The organism is Pseudooceanicola nitratireducens, assembly GCF_900109195.1.
In the GTDB taxonomy this organism is placed as follows: Bacteria; Pseudomonadota; Alphaproteobacteria; order Rhodobacterales; family Rhodobacteraceae; genus Pseudooceanicola; species Pseudooceanicola nitratireducens.
This window is the reverse complement of record NZ_FNZG01000001.1, coordinates 1,164,911-1,183,426: the sequence shown is the minus strand read 5'-3', so window position 1 is coordinate 1,183,426 and position 18,516 is coordinate 1,164,911. Positions and strand designations below refer to the sequence as shown.

The window sequence follows — 18,516 nt, the reverse complement described above, 5'->3', positions numbered from 1 at the left end:
TCGCCCATGGAAACCCTGTCCTGGGGGGAAATCCTCCTCCGCCTCGCCATTCAGTTCACCCCGGTCTGGATCGCGCTTGCGCTGACCTTCGCGCTGTCCATCGCCTTCAAGCGGCGGCTGGGGCTCTACGGTAAACTCTTCGACAATTGGATCGGCATGATCGGCTTTGGCATCGTCATGTTCTGGGTCTATACGGCCGTCTTTGCCGGGCTTTTCGACTGGATCGCGACGCATGATCCGCTGTCCACGGCCTCGGGAATGAAGAACAAGGTCCCCGGCACGCCCCTGCGCGGGGCCGGAGACGGCGATTACCCCTATTACCTGCTGGGCGGCGACACGCTGGCGCGCGATGTCTTCTCTCGCATGGTGCAGGGGGCCTGGGTGGTGATCCGCATCGCACCGCTGGCCACGCTGTTCGCCTTCATGGCCGGCATCACCCTGGGCCTGCCGGCGGGCTATTTCGGCGGGCGGCTGGATACGGCGCTCTCGTTCCTGGCCAACCTGATCCTTGCCTTCCCGGTGATCCTGCTCTTTTACCTGCTGGTTACGCCGGAAATGGTCGCCTCGGGCATCCCTTCCTACATGGCCGTGGTGCTGTTCCTGCTGCCGATCCTCTTCATCGTGGTGATGATCAACGCGCGCTTCCACACGCAACCGACACGGCGCAACCTGCTGGTGGCAGGCACGCTGCTGATCCTCGGCTGGCTCTACCTCTCGCTGGTCTCTGACGCAGGCACTCCCGTCAACATCCTGCCCGCCACGCTCGACCTCTTCGACATCCCCGGCGGCATCCTCGTGGTCTTCGTCTCGGTGGTCTTCGTCAATGCGCCCACGGTTTTCCGCATCACCCGCGGCCTCGCGCTTGACCTGCGAACGCGCGACTACGTGGCCGCCGCCCAGACCCGTGGCGAAGGCCCATGGTACATCATGCTGTGGGAAATCCTGCCAAACGCGCGCGGGCCCCTGTTCGTCGATTTCTGCCTGCGCATCGGCTATACGACCATCCTTCTCGGGACGCTTGGTTTCTTCGGCCTCGGCCTGCCCTCGGACAGCCCAGACTGGGGCACGACGATCAACCAGGGCCGCAAGCTTCTGTCGATCTACCCGCACCCCGCCATCGTGCCCGCCTTCGCCCTGCTGTCGCTTGTCCTCGGCCTCAACCTGCTCGCCGATGGCCTGCGCGAAGAAAGCCTGAAGGACTGACCCATGCCCCATCCTCTTGCCAGAAATATCCCGGGGGAGCGCGAGGGGGCAGAGCCCCCTCGCTTCCTTCTACGTCGGCACGCCTTCGGCGTGACGGGGCAGCGCCCCCTCGCCCCTTCCACGTCGGCACGCCTTTGGTGTGACGGGGCAGCGCCACCCTCGCCTGCGCAACGTCCGCCAAGGAGCTTTACGTGACCCAAGCTGACACCGCCCCCCCAACCACCGACACCCCCATCCTGGAAATCGACCAGCTCTCGATCTCCTTCTTCACCCGCGACGGCGAAATCCCCGCCGTCATGGACTTCTCGGTCAAGGTTCAGCCGGGCGAGGCGGTCGGCCTCGTCGGCGAATCCGGCTGCGGCAAATCCACCGTGGCGCTTGGCGTCATGCAGGATCTCGGCGTGAACGGGCGGATCACCGGCGGCACGATCCGCTTCAAGGGCCAGGACCTGTCGGCACTCTCACCCCAGGCGTTGCGCGACATCCGCGGCAACCAGATCGCCATGATCTATCAGGAGCCCATGGCCTCGCTGAACCCGGCGATGAAGATCGGCAAGCAGCTGATCGAGGTGCCGATGATCCACGAAGGTATCTCCAGACCCGAGGCCATGGCCCGCGCCCTGCAGGTCGTCACCGACGTCAAGCTGCCCGACCCGAAACGCATCCTGAACTCTTATCCGCACCAGCTCTCCGGCGGGCAGCAGCAGCGCATCGTGATCGCCATGGCCTTGATGTCAAAACCGGCGCTGCTGATCCTGGATGAACCGACCACCGCGCTTGACGTGACGGTCGAGGCGGCGATTGTCGATCTGGTCAAGGACCTGGGCCGCAAATACGGCACCTCGATGCTGTTCATCTCGCACAACCTCGGGCTAGTCTTGGAGACCTGCGACCGGATCTGCGTGATGTACTCTGGCGAGGCGGTCGAACGCGGCTCGATCGGGGATGTCTTCGACCAGATGCGCCACCCCTATACCCAGGCGCTGTTCCGGTCGATCCCCCTGCCCGGCGCGGACAAGACCGCGCGCCCGCTGGTGGCGATCCCCGGCAATTTCCCCCTGCCGCATGAACGGCCCCCCGGCTGCAATTTCGGCCCGCGCTGCGATTATTTCGAACCCGGCCGCTGCGATGCCCGCCCGATCCCGATGGAGGCCATCGCCGGCGATGACCCCCACACAACCCGCTGCCTGCGCCACGCGGAAATCGACTGGGACACGCCCCCGGACCTAGGCGACCGCAAACTCCGCGCCGAGGTGGGCGAGGTCGTGCTGAAGATCGACGATCTGCGCAAGTATTACGAGGTCTCGGCCAATGCGCTGATCGGCTCGGGCATGACAAAGGTGGTCAAGGCGAACGAAAGCCTGTCGTTCGAGGCGCGCGAAGGCGAAACCCTTGCCATTGTTGGCGAATCCGGCTGCGGCAAATCCACCCTCGCCAAGGTTCTCATGGGGCTTGAAACCGCCAGCGGCGGCACGATCACCCTGGACGGGCGCGAAATCCAGAACACCCGGATCGAGGACCGCGGGGCCAAGGCGGTGGCCGATGTGCAGATGGTGTTCCAGAACCCCTTTGACACACTCAACCCGTCAATGTCCGTGGGCCGTCAGATCATCCGCGCGCTCGAGGTCTTCGGCATCGGCGACAGCGACGCCGAACGCCGCGACAAGATGCTGACCCTGCTCGACCTGGTGAAACTGCCGCGCGAATTTGCCGATCGCATGCCCCGTCAGCTCTCGGGCGGGCAGAAACAACGGGTTGGCATCGCCCGCGCCTTTGCCGGCGGCGCGCGGATCGTGGTGGCGGATGAACCCGTCTCGGCGCTTGATGTGTCAGTTCAGGCGGCGGTGACGGACCTGCTGATGGACATCCAGCGCGAAGAAAAGACCACGCTGCTCTTCATCAGCCACGACCTGTCCATCGTGCGCTATCTCAGCGACCGGGTGATGGTGATGTACCTGGGCCATGTGGTCGAACTGGGCACGGTCGATCAGGTCTTCTCGCCCCCCTACCACCCCTATACCGAGGCGCTTTTGTCCGCCGTCCCGATCGCCGGCACCAGCGTTAAGAAACAGCATATCGTGCTGGACGGCGACATCCCTTCGGCCATGAACCCGCCGCCCGGCTGCCCGTTTCAGACCCGCTGCCATCGCAAATCCCAGGTCCCCGGCGACCTGTGCGACACCCAGGTGCCGCCCCTGCGCCAGGTCGATGGCCACCAGATCAAATGCCACCTGAGCGAGGCACAGCTGGCCGCGATGGAGCCGGTGATCAAGCTGGCCTCGGGCTGATCGCCGACGGCACGCCCCATGCAAAAAGGCCCCCGACATGGCGGGGGCCTTTCGCGATCCAGGGCTTTGGATCAGTTGCGGATTTCGGCTTCGTCCGGAAGCTCGGTGATCTCACCGGCGATCGACACGGCGCGGTCTGCAAAGGCATAGACCATCGCCTTGTAGAAATCGTCATTGTCCGGCGAGAAGGCCGGGTACGGCACTTCGGCTTCCATCGCCTCCAGGATGATCGGCTCGGTCCGGATCGGCTGCGGGTTGGCCTCGTCGTAGACGTTCACGATGCCTTCGAGGATGTTGAATTCCCCATCGTCGGTCAGCACCGGGTTGTCGTTCAGACGCAGCGCCGTGACCTGAATGTCCAGGTTCAGCGGGCGATAATCGTCCTCATCGGCCAGATCGGCACGGGCGCGGATGGCGTTCTCGATGTCATTGGCGAGGTCCGGGTAATGGTCCAGCGCATTCGGGTTCTCCATCGCCTGGAAATTCGTATCCGCGTCGATGTCCTTGATCGGGAACGGGCCTTCCAGGGCCAGTGCGGGGGTGGCGGCAATCAGGGCGATGCCCATTGCGGTCATTGTTTTCTTGAACATTGTCAGTCCTTTCCGCCCAAGCGGACACCCCATGGGGAGGGTCCGACATTAAGCATTCGCATCATTTGCGTTTCTGGACGGACAACTTGCGACGGATCGAAAAGGTTCCCGTGACGTCGGGTCGGACGCGGCAGGACTGGACCAGATCGCGCCCAATCGCGGGCAGCTGCGGCTAGCTGCCCCAGATGATCCGGACGTAGTTGGTGGTTTCCTTGTAGGGCGGCACGCCATTGTATTTTTCGACCGCGCCGGGGCCCGCGTTATATGCGGCCAGCGCCAGACGCCAGGATTTGAACTTGCGATATTGCTCGGCCAGATAACGCGCGCCACCTTCCAGGTTTTCGCGCGGATCATGCGGATCGACCCCCAGCTTGCGCGCCGTGGCGGGCATCAGCTGGGCCAGGCCGATGGCCCCCTTGTGCGATCGTGCCTGATCGTTCCAGCCGCTTTCCTGCTGGACGAGACGCAGGAACAGATCCTCGGGCACGCCATGACGGCGCGCGGCGGCGCGAGCGGTGGACAGATGCGGGCCGCGATAGCGACCGCGCCAGGCCTTGACCGTCTCATCCCCCCATTTCGAGGGCGTGACGATCCGCGTCGGCTGCAGCCGGACCGAGTTGTTGTATTGCTGGGACGCCCGGTTATCGAGCACGCCGACCTGGCTGCCGAACAGCTTGGCCCGGTTGCGTGACGACAGAATCTCGGCCTGTGCAAGATCGGGAAGGACCACGCAAACCCCAAGCGCCGCGGCGATCAGCGCGGTGCCACGCCAGGCTTTCCTCTGTGCCAAATTGCTGTCCCTCGGTCCGTTTCTCGCTTTACCGGCCGCAGATTAGGCAGAATTTTACGGATTTTTCCACCCCGTTTTTCCGGCGACTTTGGCAAATTCCCCTTATCGGCAAAGCCTTGCCGCCTGTTGGCGGGCCCGGCGTGGCCAGTTTTGTGCGCTTACCCTTGGGACATACAAAATAGATTTTTGCGAAAACTTTACTCTTCCCCGCCACTCTGGTGTAACCGTCGAAATCTGAGGAACAAGCATGGGGGGCTGCGATGGCCGGTTCTGTCAATAAGGTCATTCTGGTAGGCAATCTGGGCCGCGACCCAGAGGTGCGTTCGTTCCAGAATGGCGGCAAGGTCTGCAACCTGCGGATCGCCACGTCCGAGAACTGGAAAGACCGCAACACCGGTGAACGGCGCGAGCGTACGGAATGGCATTCCGTTGCGATCTTCTCGGAACCGCTTGCCCGTATCGCCGAGCAATATCTGCGCAAGGGCTCCAAGGTCTATATCGAGGGCCAGCTGGAAACCCGCAAATGGCAGGATCAGTCCGGCCAGGATCGCTATTCGACCGAGGTCGTGCTGCGCCCCTACCGGGGTGAGCTGACCCTACTTGACGGTCGCGGCGAAGGCGGCGGCGGTGGTGGTGGCGGCTACGGTGGCGGCTCCTCCTCCGGTGGTGGCTACGACGACCGCGGCGGCAGCTATGGCGGCGGCTACGACAGCGGCCCGTCGGGCGGCTCGGGTGGTGGCGGTGGCGGTGGCCGCGACCTGGACGACGAAATCCCGTTCTGATTGGACGTTTCGCGGGGCCTCGGGCTGAAAAGGCACTGATCCGCGACTGATGCTAATCAAGAGGCCGGGTTTTGCCCGGCCTTTTCTTTGCGAGGGGCTTCTTCGTAGTGAGCGTCTGGCTAGTGTTGTTCTTTGTGCTGAGCGTTTGGCTAGTGTTGAACGTCTATGCTTGCTCGTGAAGAGCCTGACTTGCATGTGCCCAGCCTGTCGTACTTGCGCCAAGCCTGTCCCGACGTGACTGCGAAGTTGGTTTGAACGATGTTACCGCGGTTTCCAAACCAAGGCGTTTGAACGACAGCCCCACAAATTTCGATGATCGCCGCATTTTGCCCCAACCTCCGAAAACTTCTGCCTGAGGCACCTATCGCAGACTTACGCTCTGTTTCGCAGACGCACACATCTCCCTTCTCCTCGCGGCATTCCAATCATTGCGCGCCCAAACCGATCATCCGACGCAGTTCCGCCCAACTGCACGACCAGCCCTAAAGGATCACCATCACAACCCAAACGCTTCCGACCCCGACACTCCAAAGGCAGGACAACGCGACCGCCAGCAGCAGCGCGCCCTGCCAGGTCAAGCGCGGTGCTGGATACTCCGAGGGCGGCGGATCTCTCATGCGGCGAAGGTAGAGGGCAATGCTTGACAAAGCGTTGATGGCCGACGAAATTTATTCGCTGCGCCGTTCATCATCTGTTCAGTGGTTTGCGCGATACTGCGGGAACGATGTATGATCCTGACCTTCTTCCCTTGCAACAATCGCCCGGCTACGCGGCAGCACTGCGGCACCTTGGCCGCGATGTGACGGACATAGACGCCGGCGAAGGGCCGCCGATCCTGATGTTGCGGCGGCGGTTTGGTCCTACGGCGATCTGCTATACCCCCCGCGCGGACCTGAGGGGCGCGCGACGATCCGCGCTTCGCAACCTGCCCCGCAGGCATTTCCGGATCATCATCCCCGAGGAATGCAACCCCTCGGGCCTCAGCCCCTCTCTTCGCAATGGCCTGCCGATCCTGACGCCGCAGCATGTTGCCGAACTGACCCTGTCCGGTCCCGGCGCAGACGACCTCTGGCGTGGCATGCACGGCAAATGGCGCAACCGATTGCGACGGGCACTGGACGGCCCGCTGACCGTCCGGGAAAGTCCCTTGGAATACGCGCGTCACGCCCCCCTCATCCACCTGGAACAGACACAAAGGACAAAACGCGGCTATTCTTCTTATCCCTTGGGTTTTCTTGCCGCCTACGCGGAAACTACCAAAGACCAGACTTGCCTCATCCAGGCGCGTCTGAACGGCGAAACTCTCGCCTTCATGCTGTTCCTGATCCATGGTGCTGTCGCCACCTATGCTATCGGCTGGACGGGGGCAGAGGGGCGCAGGACCCACGCCCATAACCTCTTGATGTGGTACGCCATGACGGGCTTTCGCGACCGGGGCATCCGACGTATCGACCTTGGAAGCCTCGACACGGATCGCGGCAGATCCCTTGCCCGGTTCAAGCTGGGCTGCGGGGCGCGGGCCAGGCCTCTGGGCCCTACACTGCTGATCCCGCCGGGGGTGCGCGCCCTTGCCTGACGCGTTTCAGCATTTGCCTTTTCTGCATTTGCATTGTAGGCGGGCGCAAACCACCTCAAGGACGCCCTATGGATCTGCGCAACATCGCCATCATCGCCCACGTTGACCACGGCAAAACCACGCTCGTGGACGAGCTGCTGAAGCAATCCGGCGCTTTCCGGGAAAACCAGGCCGTTGCCGAACGCGCCATGGACAGCAACGATCTGGAGCGTGAGCGCGGCATCACGATCTTCGCCAAGCCGACGAGCGTTGAGTGGAAGGGCACGCGGATCAACATCGTCGACACCCCCGGCCACGCCGATTTCGGCGGTGAGGTCGAGCGGATCCTGTCGATGGTCGACGGCGTTGTCCTGCTGGTGGATGCGGCCGAAGGCCCGATGCCGCAGACGAAATTCGTGACCTCCAAGGCGCTGCGCCTTGGCCTGCGTCCGATCGTCGTGCTGAACAAGGTGGACAAGCCCGACGCCGAACCCGATCGCGCGCTGGACGAATGTTTCGACCTCTTTGCCTCGCTCGACGCGACCGAGGATCAGCTGGACTTCCCGCATATGTATGCCTCGGGCCGGAACGGCTGGGCCGATGCGGATCTGGACGGCCCGCGCAAGGATCTGAGCGCACTGTTCAACCTGATCGTGAACCACGTGCCGGCACCCAAGCAGATCAAGCACCAGAATGACGATTTCCGCATGCTGGCCACGACGCTTGGCTCGGACCCCTTCATGGGTCGCCTGCTGACCGGTCGTGTCGAAACCGGCAAGGTCAAGGTTGGTCAGACGGTTCAGGCGATTTCGCGTGTCGGCCAGAAGATCGAACAATTCCGCGTCACCCGCGTGCAGGCCTTCCGCGGCCTGGCCCAGGCTGACATCGACGAAGGCGCGGCCGGTGACATCGTCACCCTGGCCGGCATGACCAAGGCGACCGTGGCCGACACGATCTGTGCCCTGGCCGTCGATGAACCGCTGGAAGCTCAACCCATTGATCCGCCGACCATTACCGTGACGTTCGGCATCAACGACAGCCCGCTGGCCGGTCGTGACGGCAAGAAGGTTCAGTCGCGCGTAATCCGCGAACGCCTGATGAAAGAAGCCGAAGGCAACGTTGCGATCAAGATCGCCGACACGCCGGGTGGCGAGGCGTTCGAGGTGTCGGGGCGGGGCGAACTTCAGATGGGTGTGCTGATCGAGAACATGCGCCGCGAAGGGTTCGAACTGTCGATCTCTCGCCCGCAGGTGATCATGCGCGACGGCGACAGCGGCCGCGAAGAGCCGGTCGAAGAAGTCACCATCGACGTGGATGACGAATACACCGGTGCGGTGATCGAAAAGATCACCGGCCCCCGCAAGGGTGAACTGGTCGAGATGCGCCCCGCCGGTGCCGGCAAGACCCGCATCGTGGCCAACGTGCCGTCGCGCGGTCTGATCGGCTATCACGGTGAATTCCTGACCGATACGCGCGGCACGGGCGTGATGAACCGCGTGTTCCACGGCTGGACCGCGCACAAGGGTCCGATCGACGGCCGCCGCGCTGGCGTTCTGATCTCGATGGAGAATGGTGAGGCCGTGGCCTATGCGCTGTGGAACCTGGAAGATCGCGGCAAGATGTTCCTGGGTGCCCAGGCACCTGTCTACACCGGCATGATCATCGGCGAACATTCGCGCGACAACGATCTGGAAGTGAACCCGCTTAAGGGCAAGAAGCTGACCAACGTTCGGGCCTCGGGCACCGATGAAGCGGTCCGCCTGACCACGCCAGTGACCATGTCGCTGGAAGAGGCGATCGCCTATATCAACGACGACGAGCTGGTCGAGGTGACGCCGAACGCGGTGCGTCTGCGCAAGCGCTATCTGGACCCGCATGAGCGGAAGCGGATGTCGAAATCCAGCTGATTGAATTGAAACGGGGGGCGCTGAGCCCCCCGTCTTCGTTTATGGGTCACCCGCCGGTCAGCGCGGTGATATGCGCCGGACCGGTCGGGCGAATACCGTTCGGATTCAAGGCCTTGATCGAATAATAGCCGCGCGTGATGTGGTCCATGTTCACCGTCTCCGCCACGCCGGGCAGGTGATAGATCCTTTCCATATAGGCCTGCAGGCGCGGGTAATCGGCAATCTGGCGGCGGTTGGTCTTGAAGATCCCGTGATAGGCCGCGTCAAAGCGGATCAGCGTGACAAAGGTGCGTATATCCGTTTCGGTCAGGCGATCCCCGAACAGGTAATCCCCGGTCAGCCGGTCCTCTAACCGGGCGAGCGTGTCGAAGACGCCTGTGACCGCCTCGTCATAGGCCTCTTGCGTGGTGGCGAAGCCCGCCTTGTACACGCCATTGTTGAAGGACTGGTAAACATCGGCGTTCAGCGCGTCGATCTCGGGCCCCAGATCGGTCGGATACAGCCGCAGGTCCGAGGGCACGAGGTGTTCAAAGGCGGTGTCCAGCATGCGCAGAATGTCGGCGCTTTCGTTGTTCACGATGGTGCTGGTCTGTTTGTCCCAAAGCACGGGAACCGTGGCGCGGCCGGTGAACTGCGGATCCGCACGGGTGTAGAGTTCGTGCATATAGGCCGACCCAAACAGCGGATCGTCGTCCGCGCCGGGATAGCCGCCAAAGGCCCAGCCCTGATCGGTCAGTGTCGGGTTCACGACAGTGACGGCAATCATCTGGTCCAGCCCCTTCAGCTTGCGCGCCATCAGCGTGCGCGAGGCCCAGGGGCAGATGAAGGCCACGTACAGGCGATAGCGCCCGGGTTCGGCCTTGAACCCCGCGTCCCCAGTTGGACCGGCGCTGCCATCCGGGGTGATCCAGCTGCGAAAGCTGGAGGTCTGGCGCACAAAACGCCCCTTTTCGTCGGATTTCTGCACCGGGTCCCAGTCCTTGGACCATGTTCCATTCACCAGCATCGTCATCTCCAAACAGCTTCGACGCACATATACCCCAGTTTTCCGCGATGTATTTGCGCGTTTGCACACAGAAATGGTGCGCAGCCGGGCGTTCCCTTTCACCGCCATGGCCCTATTCTTGGATCAACGACGGAGGACAACATGCGTAAACTGCAGACCCAAGGGGTTCATCACATCACCCTGACCGGGGCCGACCGGCAGACTAGCATTGATTTCTGGGAAGGCGTGCTGGGCATGCCCTTCATCTTTGATCAACCGAATCTTGATAACCCTGACGAAGGGCACCTGTATTTCGATCCCGGTGACGGGCGGCTGATCACCGTTTTCACCAATGAAAAACGCACGCCCGATCCACGCCGCACTCCGACCGACCCGGGATGCGTGCACCATCTGGCGTTCAACATGTCCAAAGCGACCTGGGATCAGGCCGTCAAACGGCTGGACGAACGCGGGATCAAACATTCCGGCCCCAAGGACCGGGGGTTCATGGATTCGATCTACTTCAAGGATCCCATGGGGTTGCTGATCGAACTGGCTAGCTATCGCTTCGAACCGCCCGTCGGCTGCACCCATGCCGATGTGATGATCGAAGCGCATCGCATCCGCGTCGACCGCGGTGACTACAACATCGCCCAGGAGCACCTGGCCGATGCAATTGAACTGCTTGTGACCCGCCGCCAGCAAACGCTGTCGGGCGACCGATCCCCGCGCAATCCTTACTGAAACGCAAAGGGCACCCCGTGGGGTGCCCTTTCGATCCCCGTGAAGGGGAATTTATTCCGAGGTCTCGACGACCATCAGCTCCCGCTCGCTCGCGCCGCGGGCGTGGTCGAGCGCTTCTTGGTATTCCGGCGAATTGTAGCAATCCACCGCTGCCTCGACCGAGGGGAAGCGGGCCACGACATTGCGCGGACGCTCCTTGCCTTCCAGCTGCACGAAACGACCGCCGCGCGCGACAAAGGTTCCGCCGTGCTTGGCGATCGCAGGACCGGCCAATTCGGCATATTTTCCATAGGCTTCCGCGTCGGTCACTGTGACGTGGGCAATCCAGAGTGCAGGCATCTTATCCTCCCAATACGGCCTCGGCGGCCTTGATTGCGGCGTCGGCGTTGGAGGCATCCGCGCCCCCGCCCTGCGCCATGTCCGGACGGCCACCGCCGCCCTTGCCGCCCAGTTCCGGCACGGCCGCGCGGACCAGGTCCACGGCCGAGATCTTGTCGGTCAGGTCGGCGGTCACGCCGGCCGCCACGGCGGCCTTGCCACCAGTGTCGGCGATCAGAAGCACCGCGCCAGAGCCGATCTGGTCCTTGAACTGATCGATCAGGCTGGGCAGATCCTTGCCGGACACGCCGGTCAGCGCCTGGGCCAGGAACTTCACCCCGTTGATTTCCTTGGCTTCCGCGCCACCGCCCTGCCCGGATCCACCGGACATGGCCAGGTCACGACGCAGTTGCGCCACTTCGTTCTGCAGGGCGCGGCGTTCTTCCAGCATGGCCTTGACGCGGGCCACGGCATCATCGCCGGTGGCTTTCAGCATGCCTTCAATCTGGCCAAGCGCCTGGTCGCGCCCGCGCAGTTCCGCCATGGCGGCCTGCCCGGTCAGCGCCTCGATCCGGCGCACGCCGGCGGAGGACGCGGTTTCGGACGTCAGGGCAAAGGCCCCGATGTCGCCGGTGCGGGTTACATGGGTGCCGCCGCAAAGCTCCAGCGAATAGGTGTTGCCGTCGGTCCCCTTACCGGTGTTCTTCCGCCCCATGGAGACGACGCGCACTTCGTCGCCGTATTTCTCGCCGAACAGCGCCTGGGCCCCAAGGCCGCGGGCGTCATCGGGCGTCATGATCCGGGTTTCGACCGGCGTATTCTGACGGATGAAGGCGTTCACCTCACCCTCGACACGGGCCAGTTCCTCGGCCGAGAGCGCGGCGGAATGGCTGAAATCGAACCGCAGACGATCCGGCGCGTTCAGCGACCCGCGCTGCGCGACGTGATCACCAAGCGCTTCGCGCAGGGCTTCATGCAGCAGGTGCGTGGCCGAGTGGTTGGCGCGGATCGTGGCGCGGCGGGTGTGATCGACCTCAAGCGCGACGGCATCCGAGCCCTTGAAGGTGCCGCGATCAATCTTGACGTGATGCGCAAAGACCTTGCCGCCGCCCATTTTCTGGGTGTCGGTCACGGTTGCGATGTCGTCTTCGTCTTCCAGCCGGCGCAGCCAGCCGGTGTCACCGACCTGGCCACCGGATTCGCCGTAGAACGGCGTCTGGTTGGTGACGATCCAGCCCTCTTCACCGTCCTTCAGCTCGGTCACGGACGCGCCGTCCTTGATGATCGCGATGATCTGTCCCTCGGCCGTTTCGGTGTCGTAGCCCAGGAAATCGGTCGCGCCATGCTGATCGGCGACGTCGAACCAGATGGTCAGGTCAGCACTTTCGCCGGTGCCCGCCCAGGCGGCGCGCGCCTTGGCCTTCTGTTCTGCCATGGCGTTGTCGAAGCCGTCGGTATCGACCGTGCGGCCCTTTTCGCGCAGCGCGTCCTGCGTCAGATCCAGCGGGAAGCCATAGGTGTCATACAGCTTGAACGCCGCCGCACCGGGCAGGGCCTGATCGTCGGACAGGCCAGAGAGTTCTTCGTCCAGCAGCTTCAGGCCACGGTCAAGTGTCTGACGGAAGCGGGTTTCTTCCAGTTTCAGCGTTTCCTCGATCAGGGCCTGAGCCTGGCGCAACTCAGGGTAAGCCTCGCCCATCTGGCGGACCAGTTCCGGTACAAGTCGGTGCATCAGCGGGTCCTGCGACCCCAGAAGATGCGCGTGACGCATGGCGCGACGCATGATCCGGCGCAGCACATAGCCGCGCCCATCGTTCGAGGGCATGACGCCATCGGCAATCAAGAACGAAGTCGAACGCAGGTGATCCGCGATCACCCGGTGGTGCGTCTTGCCCGGCCCATCCGGATCGGTCGAGGTCTTGTGCGCGCTGTCTTCGATCAGTGCGCGCATCAGGTCGGTGGCATAGTTGTCATTGGTGCCCTGCAACAGCGCCGCGACCCGTTCGATGCCCATGCCGGTGTCGATGGATTGCGCGGTCAACTCGCGCCGCGAGCCGTCCTCGAACTGTTCATATTGCATGAAGACGAGGTTCCAGATCTCGATGAACCGGTCGCCGTCTTCTTCCGGGCTTCCCGGAGGGCCGCCCCAGAACTTGTCGCCGTGGTCATAGAAGATCTCGGTGCAGGGGCCGCAGGGACCGGTCGGCCCCATCTGCCAGAAGTTGTCCGAGCCGCCGCCCGGCTTGTCGCCGATGCGGATGATGCGGTCGTCGGAAATGCCCGCGACCTTTTTCCAGATCTCGGCGGCCTCATCATCGGTCTCATAGACCGTGACCAGCAGCTTGTCCTTGGGGATAGCCAGTTCCTTGGTCACCATTTCCCAGGCAAAGGGGATCGCGTCGGATTTGAAATAATCGCCGAAGCTGAAATTCCCAAGCATTTCAAAGAAGGTATGGTGACGCGCGGTATAGCCGACGTTGTCGAGGTCGTTATGCTTGCCGCCGGCGCGCACGCATTTCTGGGCGGTGGTGGCGCGTTTGTAGTCGCGGGTCTCGACCCCGGTGAACAGGTTCTTGAACTGCACCATGCCAGAGTTCGCAAACATCAGCGTCGGGTCGTTGCGCGGCACAAGCGGGCTGGAGGGCACGATTTCATGCCCCTGCTTGTTGAAGTAGTTCAGAAAGGTCGAGCGGATGTCGGCGAGGCCAGTCATGGGATGATGAGCTTTCGGTCAGAATTCCGGTTGGAGCGGGGATAAACCTTGTCGGTCATATGGTAAAGGCATTTGCGGGGGGGACAGGCCGGGCTTTGGGTCGGATTTTCGTCTGCGCCCTGCCCCGGTTTCCCGGTTCCCATTGGTGCGGGCGGGATCACGCGGTCAGATCAGCGAACCAGGCCACGGCCTGACGCGCGGCGGCGCGGGCGGCGTCTTCACTCGGGTACCGCTGATCACCGTAATATCCGATGCTGTACCAGCCGCGCCCATCCTCTGGGTCGCGGCGGAATTCGTCGAACCCATAGCTGCCGTCGGGGCGGCGGAAGATGTCGACGCAGATCGTCTCTCCCTCCAGGTTAACCGACTGAAGAACCTGATTTTCATGTGCCATAGGGCAAACAATCACGGGACCGCGCAAAAGAAAAGCCCGGCGCGCTTCGGGCGCACCGGGCTTTGTTCATCAGATGCCGGGATCAACCGTCCAGAACGTCATCCTCGACCTTGTCTTCGTCGGCCATGTCGAATTCCAACCCGTGGGCGGCGCGGATCTTGTCTTCGATCTGCAGCGCGATTTCGGTGTTTTCCTTCAGGAAGCCCTTGGCGTTTTCGCGACCCTGGCCGATGCGTTCGTCACCGTAGGAATACCAGGAACCCGACTTTTCGACCACGCCGGCCTTGACGCCAAGGTCCAGAAGTTCCCCGGTTTTCGAGATGCCTTCGCCATACATGATGTCGAATTCCACCTGTTTGAACGGCGGGGCGACCTTGTTCTTGACGACCTTGACGCGGGTCTGGTTGCCCACGACCTCGTCGCGTTCCTTGATCGCGCCGATGCGGCGGATGTCGAGGCGGACGGAGGAATAGAACTTCAACGCGTTACCGCCGGTCGTCGTTTCGGGCGAGCCGAACATGACGCCAATCTTCATGCGGATCTGGTTGATGAAGATCACCATGCAGTTCGACCGCGCGATCGAGGCCGTCAGCTTGCGCATGGCCTGGGACATCAGGCGGGCGTGCACGCCGACCGAGCTGTCGCCCATGTCTCCTTCGAGTTCCGATTTCGGCGTCAGCGCCGCGACCGAGTCGACGATGACCATGGAAACCGCGCCCGATCGCACCAGCGTGTCGGTGATTTCAAGCGCCTGTTCGCCGGTGTCGGGCTGGGAAATCAGCAGCTCGTCCAGGTCGACGCCCAGTTTCTTCGCATAGCCGGGGTCCAGCGCATGTTCCGCGTCGACAAAGGCGCAGACGCCGCCCTTTTTCTGTTCCTCAGCCACGCAATGCAGGGTCAGCGTTGTTTTACCCGAGGATTCGGGGCCATAGATTTCGACGATCCGGCCCTTGGGCAGGCCGCCGATCCCAAGCGCGATGTCGAGCCCGAGAGAGCCGGTCGAGGTCGCCTCGATCTGCTGGATGGCGTCCTTGCCGCCCAGTTTCATGATCGACCCCTTTCCGAACTGCCGTTCGATCTGGGCCAGGGCGCTGTCGAGCGCCTTTTGTTTGTTCGTGTCGCGCTTGCTGTCCATTGAGAGAAGATCTGCCGTTGCCATCTGGTTCAGCCCCTTATTTCATACCCGATAAACGGCGGCAATGACCGCCTTTGTTCGCCTCTTGTTCTCATATGAGATCAAAATGAGAACATTTCAAGAAAAATCTTTCCCGCTGACAGTTTTCACCGAAGTGATTAAGGAAGAATGAAGATGTTCGGAGGACATGATGCTGATATTCGCCAAGGCTCGCCTGGTGTTCCTGTCGGTGCCCAAGACGGGCACGACCGCCTGGGAAAAGGCCCTGGCCCCGGTCGCGGATATCGTGGTGAACGACCCGCCCGAACTGAAGCATGCACCAGTCTTTCGCTACAATCGGTTCTTCCGCCCGATGGTCGACAAGTTCATCGGCGAAGAGGTTGAAATCATTGCGACGATCCGCGAACCGATCAGCTGGCTTGGCAGTTGGTATCGCTATCGCAGGCGGCCTTTCATGCAGGACCGACCGAACAACACTTACAACGTAAGCTTTGATGATTTCGTCGATGCCTATTGCCGCGGCGACCGGCCGGATTTTGCCAACGTGGGGGCCCAGTCGAAATTCGTCGAACCCGCCGGGAATGGCACCTGCGTGACCCGGTTCTTCCGCTATGAGGACCAGCCCGCCCTACACGCCTTTCTCGAGGATCGGCTGCAGCAGAGAATCGGGCTGACCCGTGAAAACGTCTCTCCCCAGATGCCGTTAGAGCTGTCAGAGGCCACCGAGGCCAAGCTGCGCCGGAAATGTGCGGCCGAGTTCACGCTTTATCAATCGATCTAAGGTACGCCCTGAACCGTCTGGGTCAGTTCGGCCAGCGAGAAGGGTTTGGGAAGGAAGATCGAATTGGGAATGCGGGCCTGGTCGTCGCCGAAATGCTCCTCGGCATAGCCTGACATGAAGATCACGCGGACATCGCCATGGGTTTTCAGCGCCTCGCTCACCCATGTTGGCCCGTCCATGCCCGGCATGACAACGTCCGTCACGAAGATGTCGACCCGGGTTTCGACATCCTCAAGCAGGGCAAGCGCGTCTTCGCCGCACTCGGCCTCCAGCACCGTGTAGCCGCGCAACCGCAGGGCGCGGGCCGCGAAGGACCGGACCGGGGCCTCGTCCTCGACCAGCAGGACGACACCATCGGCGTGCCGGGCCTGCGGCGCCGGATCAGCTCTTTGGTTCAATGACTTACCCGCGTCCTTCGAGGCACGGAACAACAGGGTGAAGCAGGTGCCCTCCCCCACTGTGCTGTCTGCGAAAATATAGCCTCCGGTCTGCTTGATGATCCCGTAAACCGTTGACAGGCCAAGGCCAGTGCCCTCTCCGACCCGCTTGGTTGTGTAGAAGGGTTCGAACACCTTGGTCAGCTTGTCCGGAGGGATGCCGCATCCGGTGTCGATCACCTTGACCGAAACATAGTCGCCCGGCGGCACGCTGGCCTGATCGCGCGTCTGCGCAGTGTCGAAGTGCAGGCTTTCGGTAATGATGCGGATTTCGCCGATGCCGCGGATGGCGTCGCGTGCGTTCACCACGAGGTTCATAAGCACTTGGTCCAGCTGACGTTTGTCGGCACGGATAGCGTTCAAGACTGGATCATGGCTGAAAGACAGGGTGATCTTTTCACCGACCAGCCGGTTCAGCAGATGTGTCAGATCCGAAATCGTGTCGCGTAGGTCAATCTCTTCCGGGCGCAGGGTCTGCTTGCGCGAAAAGGCCAACAGCTGATTGACTAGGGCGGCCGCGCGGTTGGCGTTCTGGTTGATCTGCATGAGGTCGGCATATTCCGTATCGCCCTGGTCATGGCGCAGCAGAAGCAGATCGCAGTGACCGGAAATCGCGGTCAGCAAGTTGTTGAAATCATGCGCAACCCCGCCAGCAAGCTGGCCGATAGCATGCATCTTCTGGCTTTGTACGAACTGGGCTTCCAGCGTCTTCAGCTCGGTCGCGTCGTTGAGGACGGCCAGCAACGTCGTCTCCTCTCCGATCGTGTAGGGTTTCAGGAGGACTTGGACAAAAACCTCGTGTTCGGCTCCGGTGACACGCAGGAATTCCGGGCTGCCGCCCTTGGCTCCATGGATCGCCTCGTCCAGCCAGTCCTGAAGCGGACGGCCCAGCCCCTCGGTCAGATCACCAAGCCGCGCACCAGGGAGGCAATCGTCGCCGACGAGCTGTACCGCGCTGCGATTGGCCTTTTGCACGATGCCGCCCGGATCCAGCCAGAGTAGCGGTACAGGAAGGTTTTCGAACCCATCCCAATTCGCATCTTCGGCCCCGGCGTAGCGGGGATTGGTCAAGGGAACCAAAGCGATACGCCTTTTTGCCTGCGTGCCCCCCGGCAAGGGAGAAAGCATGACGGTGCCGTGACTTCGGCCACTGCCCAGGCACAGTGTCAAACCGGCGGCATGGCGGGGCAGATCGGCAAAGATCGCGGCCTGCTTGGCGGGTTCGGTTCCAAGCAGCACCGCCGCCCGATTGTTCCATGATATCAGTTTGTTGTTATTGTCCAGCGTGACCACGGGCAGCACAGCTTCGATCGCGGGATCAGGCCCCTGGCCAAGCGGGGTAAGGTGCCATAGGATCGACCGCCGCGACAGAGGGTGCGCCGTGACCTCGTGCGGCGCACCGTCTATGGTCAGGCAACGCGAAATCGGGCTTCGACGCCCAAGCGCACGGTCCGACATGTCGCGCAGCCCCGCCCGATCCGATTTCGCGATCATTGTCGAACTGCTAAGCCAGCGCGGCAGGGTATGACCCAGCAGATTGCGCGCGCGGGTGTTGCCGGACTGAACCAGAAGATCGGGATTGGTGACGACAGCAGGGTCGGGAATCAGCTCAAGGGCGGCGCTGGTCGAAGCCTCTTCGCCGCGCAGGCGGGGGCGGCGTTCGACCATGGACCAGACCCCAACTGCCGTGGCGATGGCAAATAGCGTGGCTGCCGCTGCGGAAAGCACCAGGACCAAAGGCGGGGGCAGCGAAAGCTCTGCCGCGAGGATTCCTGCGGCAAGAAGCGGAAGGGCGACCAAAAACAAGGTGATGGAAATGGTGTGGCGCGGAACAGTGGCCCCGGCCCGCGACGGACGCAGGGACCAGCGCGGGCGTGAAGCCCTGCGCAAAGCA

At 62.5% G+C, this 18,516-nt stretch carries 15 protein-coding genes; 7 read left to right on the top strand and 8 right to left on the bottom strand.

Annotated features, from left to right (window positions below; genetic code table 11):
• The first annotated feature begins 6 nt into the window (after positions 1-6).
• Positions 7-1,203 (top strand): ABC transporter permease, encoded by a 1,197-nt coding sequence (locus tag BMX99_RS05490; RefSeq protein WP_093448202.1) that lies wholly within the window; start codon positions 7-9, stop codon positions 1,201-1,203.
• Positions 1,204-1,394: 191 nt separating this feature from the next.
• A complete protein-coding gene (locus BMX99_RS05485; protein WP_093448199.1) occupies positions 1,395-3,491 on the top strand; it encodes a dipeptide ABC transporter ATP-binding protein in 2,097 nt (698 codons plus the stop codon).
• A gap of 71 nt (positions 3,492-3,562) precedes the next feature.
• Here BMX99_RS05485 and BMX99_RS05480 read toward each other — a convergent pair whose 3' ends face one another.
• Positions 3,563-4,081 (bottom strand): hypothetical protein, encoded by a 519-nt coding sequence (locus tag BMX99_RS05480; RefSeq protein ID WP_093448196.1) that lies wholly within the window; start codon positions 4,079-4,081, stop codon positions 3,563-3,565.
• 172 nt (positions 4,082-4,253) lie between these two features.
• Positions 4,254-4,871, bottom strand: coding sequence for a lytic transglycosylase domain-containing protein (locus tag BMX99_RS05475; protein WP_093448193.1), 618 nt, complete (start codon positions 4,869-4,871; stop codon positions 4,254-4,256).
• 260 nt (positions 4,872-5,131) lie between these two features.
• On the opposite strand from BMX99_RS05475, the gene ssb reads away from it, so the two are divergent.
• The 3 genes from ssb (at position 5,132) to typA (ending at position 9,115) form a co-directional block, all read left to right on the top strand.
• On the top strand, positions 5,132-5,653 hold the full coding sequence (ssb, locus tag BMX99_RS05470; protein ID WP_093448191.1) for a single-stranded DNA-binding protein: 522 nt from the start codon (positions 5,132-5,134) through the stop codon (positions 5,651-5,653).
• A 724-nt stretch (positions 5,654-6,377) separates the two neighbouring features.
• Positions 6,378-7,229 carry a GNAT family N-acetyltransferase gene (locus BMX99_RS05465; protein WP_093448188.1) on the top strand — a complete coding sequence of 284 codons (852 nt, stop codon included), beginning with the start codon at positions 6,378-6,380 and terminating at the stop codon, positions 7,227-7,229.
• Positions 7,230-7,297: 68 nt separating this feature from the next.
• Positions 7,298-9,115: a translational GTPase TypA gene (gene typA, locus BMX99_RS05460; RefSeq protein ID WP_093448186.1), complete on the top strand. Its 1,818-nt coding sequence runs from the start codon at positions 7,298-7,300 to the stop codon at positions 9,113-9,115.
• A 46-nt stretch (positions 9,116-9,161) separates the two neighbouring features.
• Here the strand turns inward: typA and BMX99_RS05455 are convergent, their stop codons facing one another.
• Complete coding sequence (locus tag BMX99_RS05455) at positions 9,162-10,121, bottom strand: glutathione S-transferase family protein (protein WP_093448183.1); 960 nt, start codon at positions 10,119-10,121, stop codon at positions 9,162-9,164.
• A 141-nt stretch (positions 10,122-10,262) separates the two neighbouring features.
• On the opposite strand from BMX99_RS05455, the gene BMX99_RS05450 reads away from it, so the two are divergent.
• On the top strand, positions 10,263-10,844 hold the full coding sequence (locus BMX99_RS05450; RefSeq protein ID WP_093448180.1) for a VOC family protein: 582 nt from the start codon (positions 10,263-10,265) through the stop codon (positions 10,842-10,844).
• A gap of 51 nt (positions 10,845-10,895) precedes the next feature.
• Here the strand turns inward: BMX99_RS05450 and BMX99_RS05445 are convergent, their stop codons facing one another.
• From BMX99_RS05445 to recA, 4 genes are all read right to left on the bottom strand, one after another.
• Positions 10,896-11,183: a DUF1330 domain-containing protein gene (locus BMX99_RS05445; RefSeq protein WP_093448178.1), complete on the bottom strand. Its 288-nt coding sequence runs from the start codon at positions 11,181-11,183 to the stop codon at positions 10,896-10,898.
• 1 nt (position 11,184) lies between these two features.
• Positions 11,185-13,875: an alanine--tRNA ligase gene (gene alaS, locus BMX99_RS05440; RefSeq protein ID WP_093448176.1), complete on the bottom strand. Its 2,691-nt coding sequence runs from the start codon at positions 13,873-13,875 to the stop codon at positions 11,185-11,187.
• A gap of 157 nt (positions 13,876-14,032) precedes the next feature.
• Positions 14,033-14,269 carry a hypothetical protein gene (locus BMX99_RS05435; RefSeq protein WP_093448173.1) on the bottom strand — a complete coding sequence of 79 codons (237 nt, stop codon included), beginning with the start codon at positions 14,267-14,269 and terminating at the stop codon, positions 14,033-14,035.
• An 82-nt stretch (positions 14,270-14,351) separates the two neighbouring features.
• Positions 14,352-15,428 (bottom strand): recombinase RecA, encoded by a 1,077-nt coding sequence (gene recA / locus BMX99_RS05430; protein ID WP_093448170.1) that lies wholly within the window; start codon positions 15,426-15,428, stop codon positions 14,352-14,354.
• A 166-nt stretch (positions 15,429-15,594) separates the two neighbouring features.
• On the opposite strand from recA, the gene BMX99_RS05425 reads away from it, so the two are divergent.
• A complete protein-coding gene (locus BMX99_RS05425; RefSeq protein ID WP_093448507.1) occupies positions 15,595-16,185 on the top strand; it encodes a sulfotransferase family 2 domain-containing protein in 591 nt (196 codons plus the stop codon).
• Here BMX99_RS05425 and BMX99_RS05420 read toward each other — a convergent pair.
• Complete coding sequence (locus tag BMX99_RS05420; protein ID WP_244525576.1) at positions 16,182-18,428, bottom strand: ATP-binding protein; 2,247 nt, start codon at positions 18,426-18,428, stop codon at positions 16,182-16,184. The genes BMX99_RS05425 and BMX99_RS05420 overlap by 4 nt on opposite strands.
• Positions 18,429-18,516 lie beyond the last annotated feature (88 nt).

Excerpts from the sequence above, each read along its gene's own strand:
- BMX99_RS05490 (WP_093448202.1), top strand. The coding sequence starts at position 7 with ATGGAAACCCTGTCCTGGGGGGAAATCCTCCTCCGCCTCGCCATTCAG.
- BMX99_RS05480 (WP_093448196.1), bottom strand. The coding sequence starts at position 4,081 with ATGTTCAAGAAAACAATGACCGCAATGGGCATCGCCCTGATTGCCGCC.
- ssb (WP_093448191.1), top strand. The coding sequence starts at position 5,132 with ATGGCCGGTTCTGTCAATAAGGTCATTCTGGTAGGCAATCTGGGCCGC.
- BMX99_RS05465 (WP_093448188.1), top strand. The coding sequence starts at position 6,378 with ATGTATGATCCTGACCTTCTTCCCTTGCAACAATCGCCCGGCTACGCG.
- typA (WP_093448186.1), top strand. The coding sequence starts at position 7,298 with ATGGATCTGCGCAACATCGCCATCATCGCCCACGTTGACCACGGCAAA.
- BMX99_RS05455 (WP_093448183.1), bottom strand. The coding sequence starts at position 10,121 with ATGCTGGTGAATGGAACATGGTCCAAGGACTGGGACCCGGTGCAGAAA.
- BMX99_RS05450 (WP_093448180.1), top strand. The coding sequence starts at position 10,263 with ATGCGTAAACTGCAGACCCAAGGGGTTCATCACATCACCCTGACCGGG.
- BMX99_RS05445 (WP_093448178.1), bottom strand. The coding sequence starts at position 11,183 with ATGCCTGCACTCTGGATTGCCCACGTCACAGTGACCGACGCGGAAGCC.
- alaS (WP_093448176.1), bottom strand. The coding sequence starts at position 13,875 with ATGACTGGCCTCGCCGACATCCGCTCGACCTTTCTGAACTACTTCAAC.
- BMX99_RS05435 (WP_093448173.1), bottom strand. The coding sequence starts at position 14,269 with ATGGCACATGAAAATCAGGTTCTTCAGTCGGTTAACCTGGAGGGAGAG.
- recA (WP_093448170.1), bottom strand. The coding sequence starts at position 15,428 with ATGGCAACGGCAGATCTTCTCTCAATGGACAGCAAGCGCGACACGAAC.
- BMX99_RS05425 (WP_093448507.1), top strand. The coding sequence starts at position 15,595 with ATGCTGATATTCGCCAAGGCTCGCCTGGTGTTCCTGTCGGTGCCCAAG.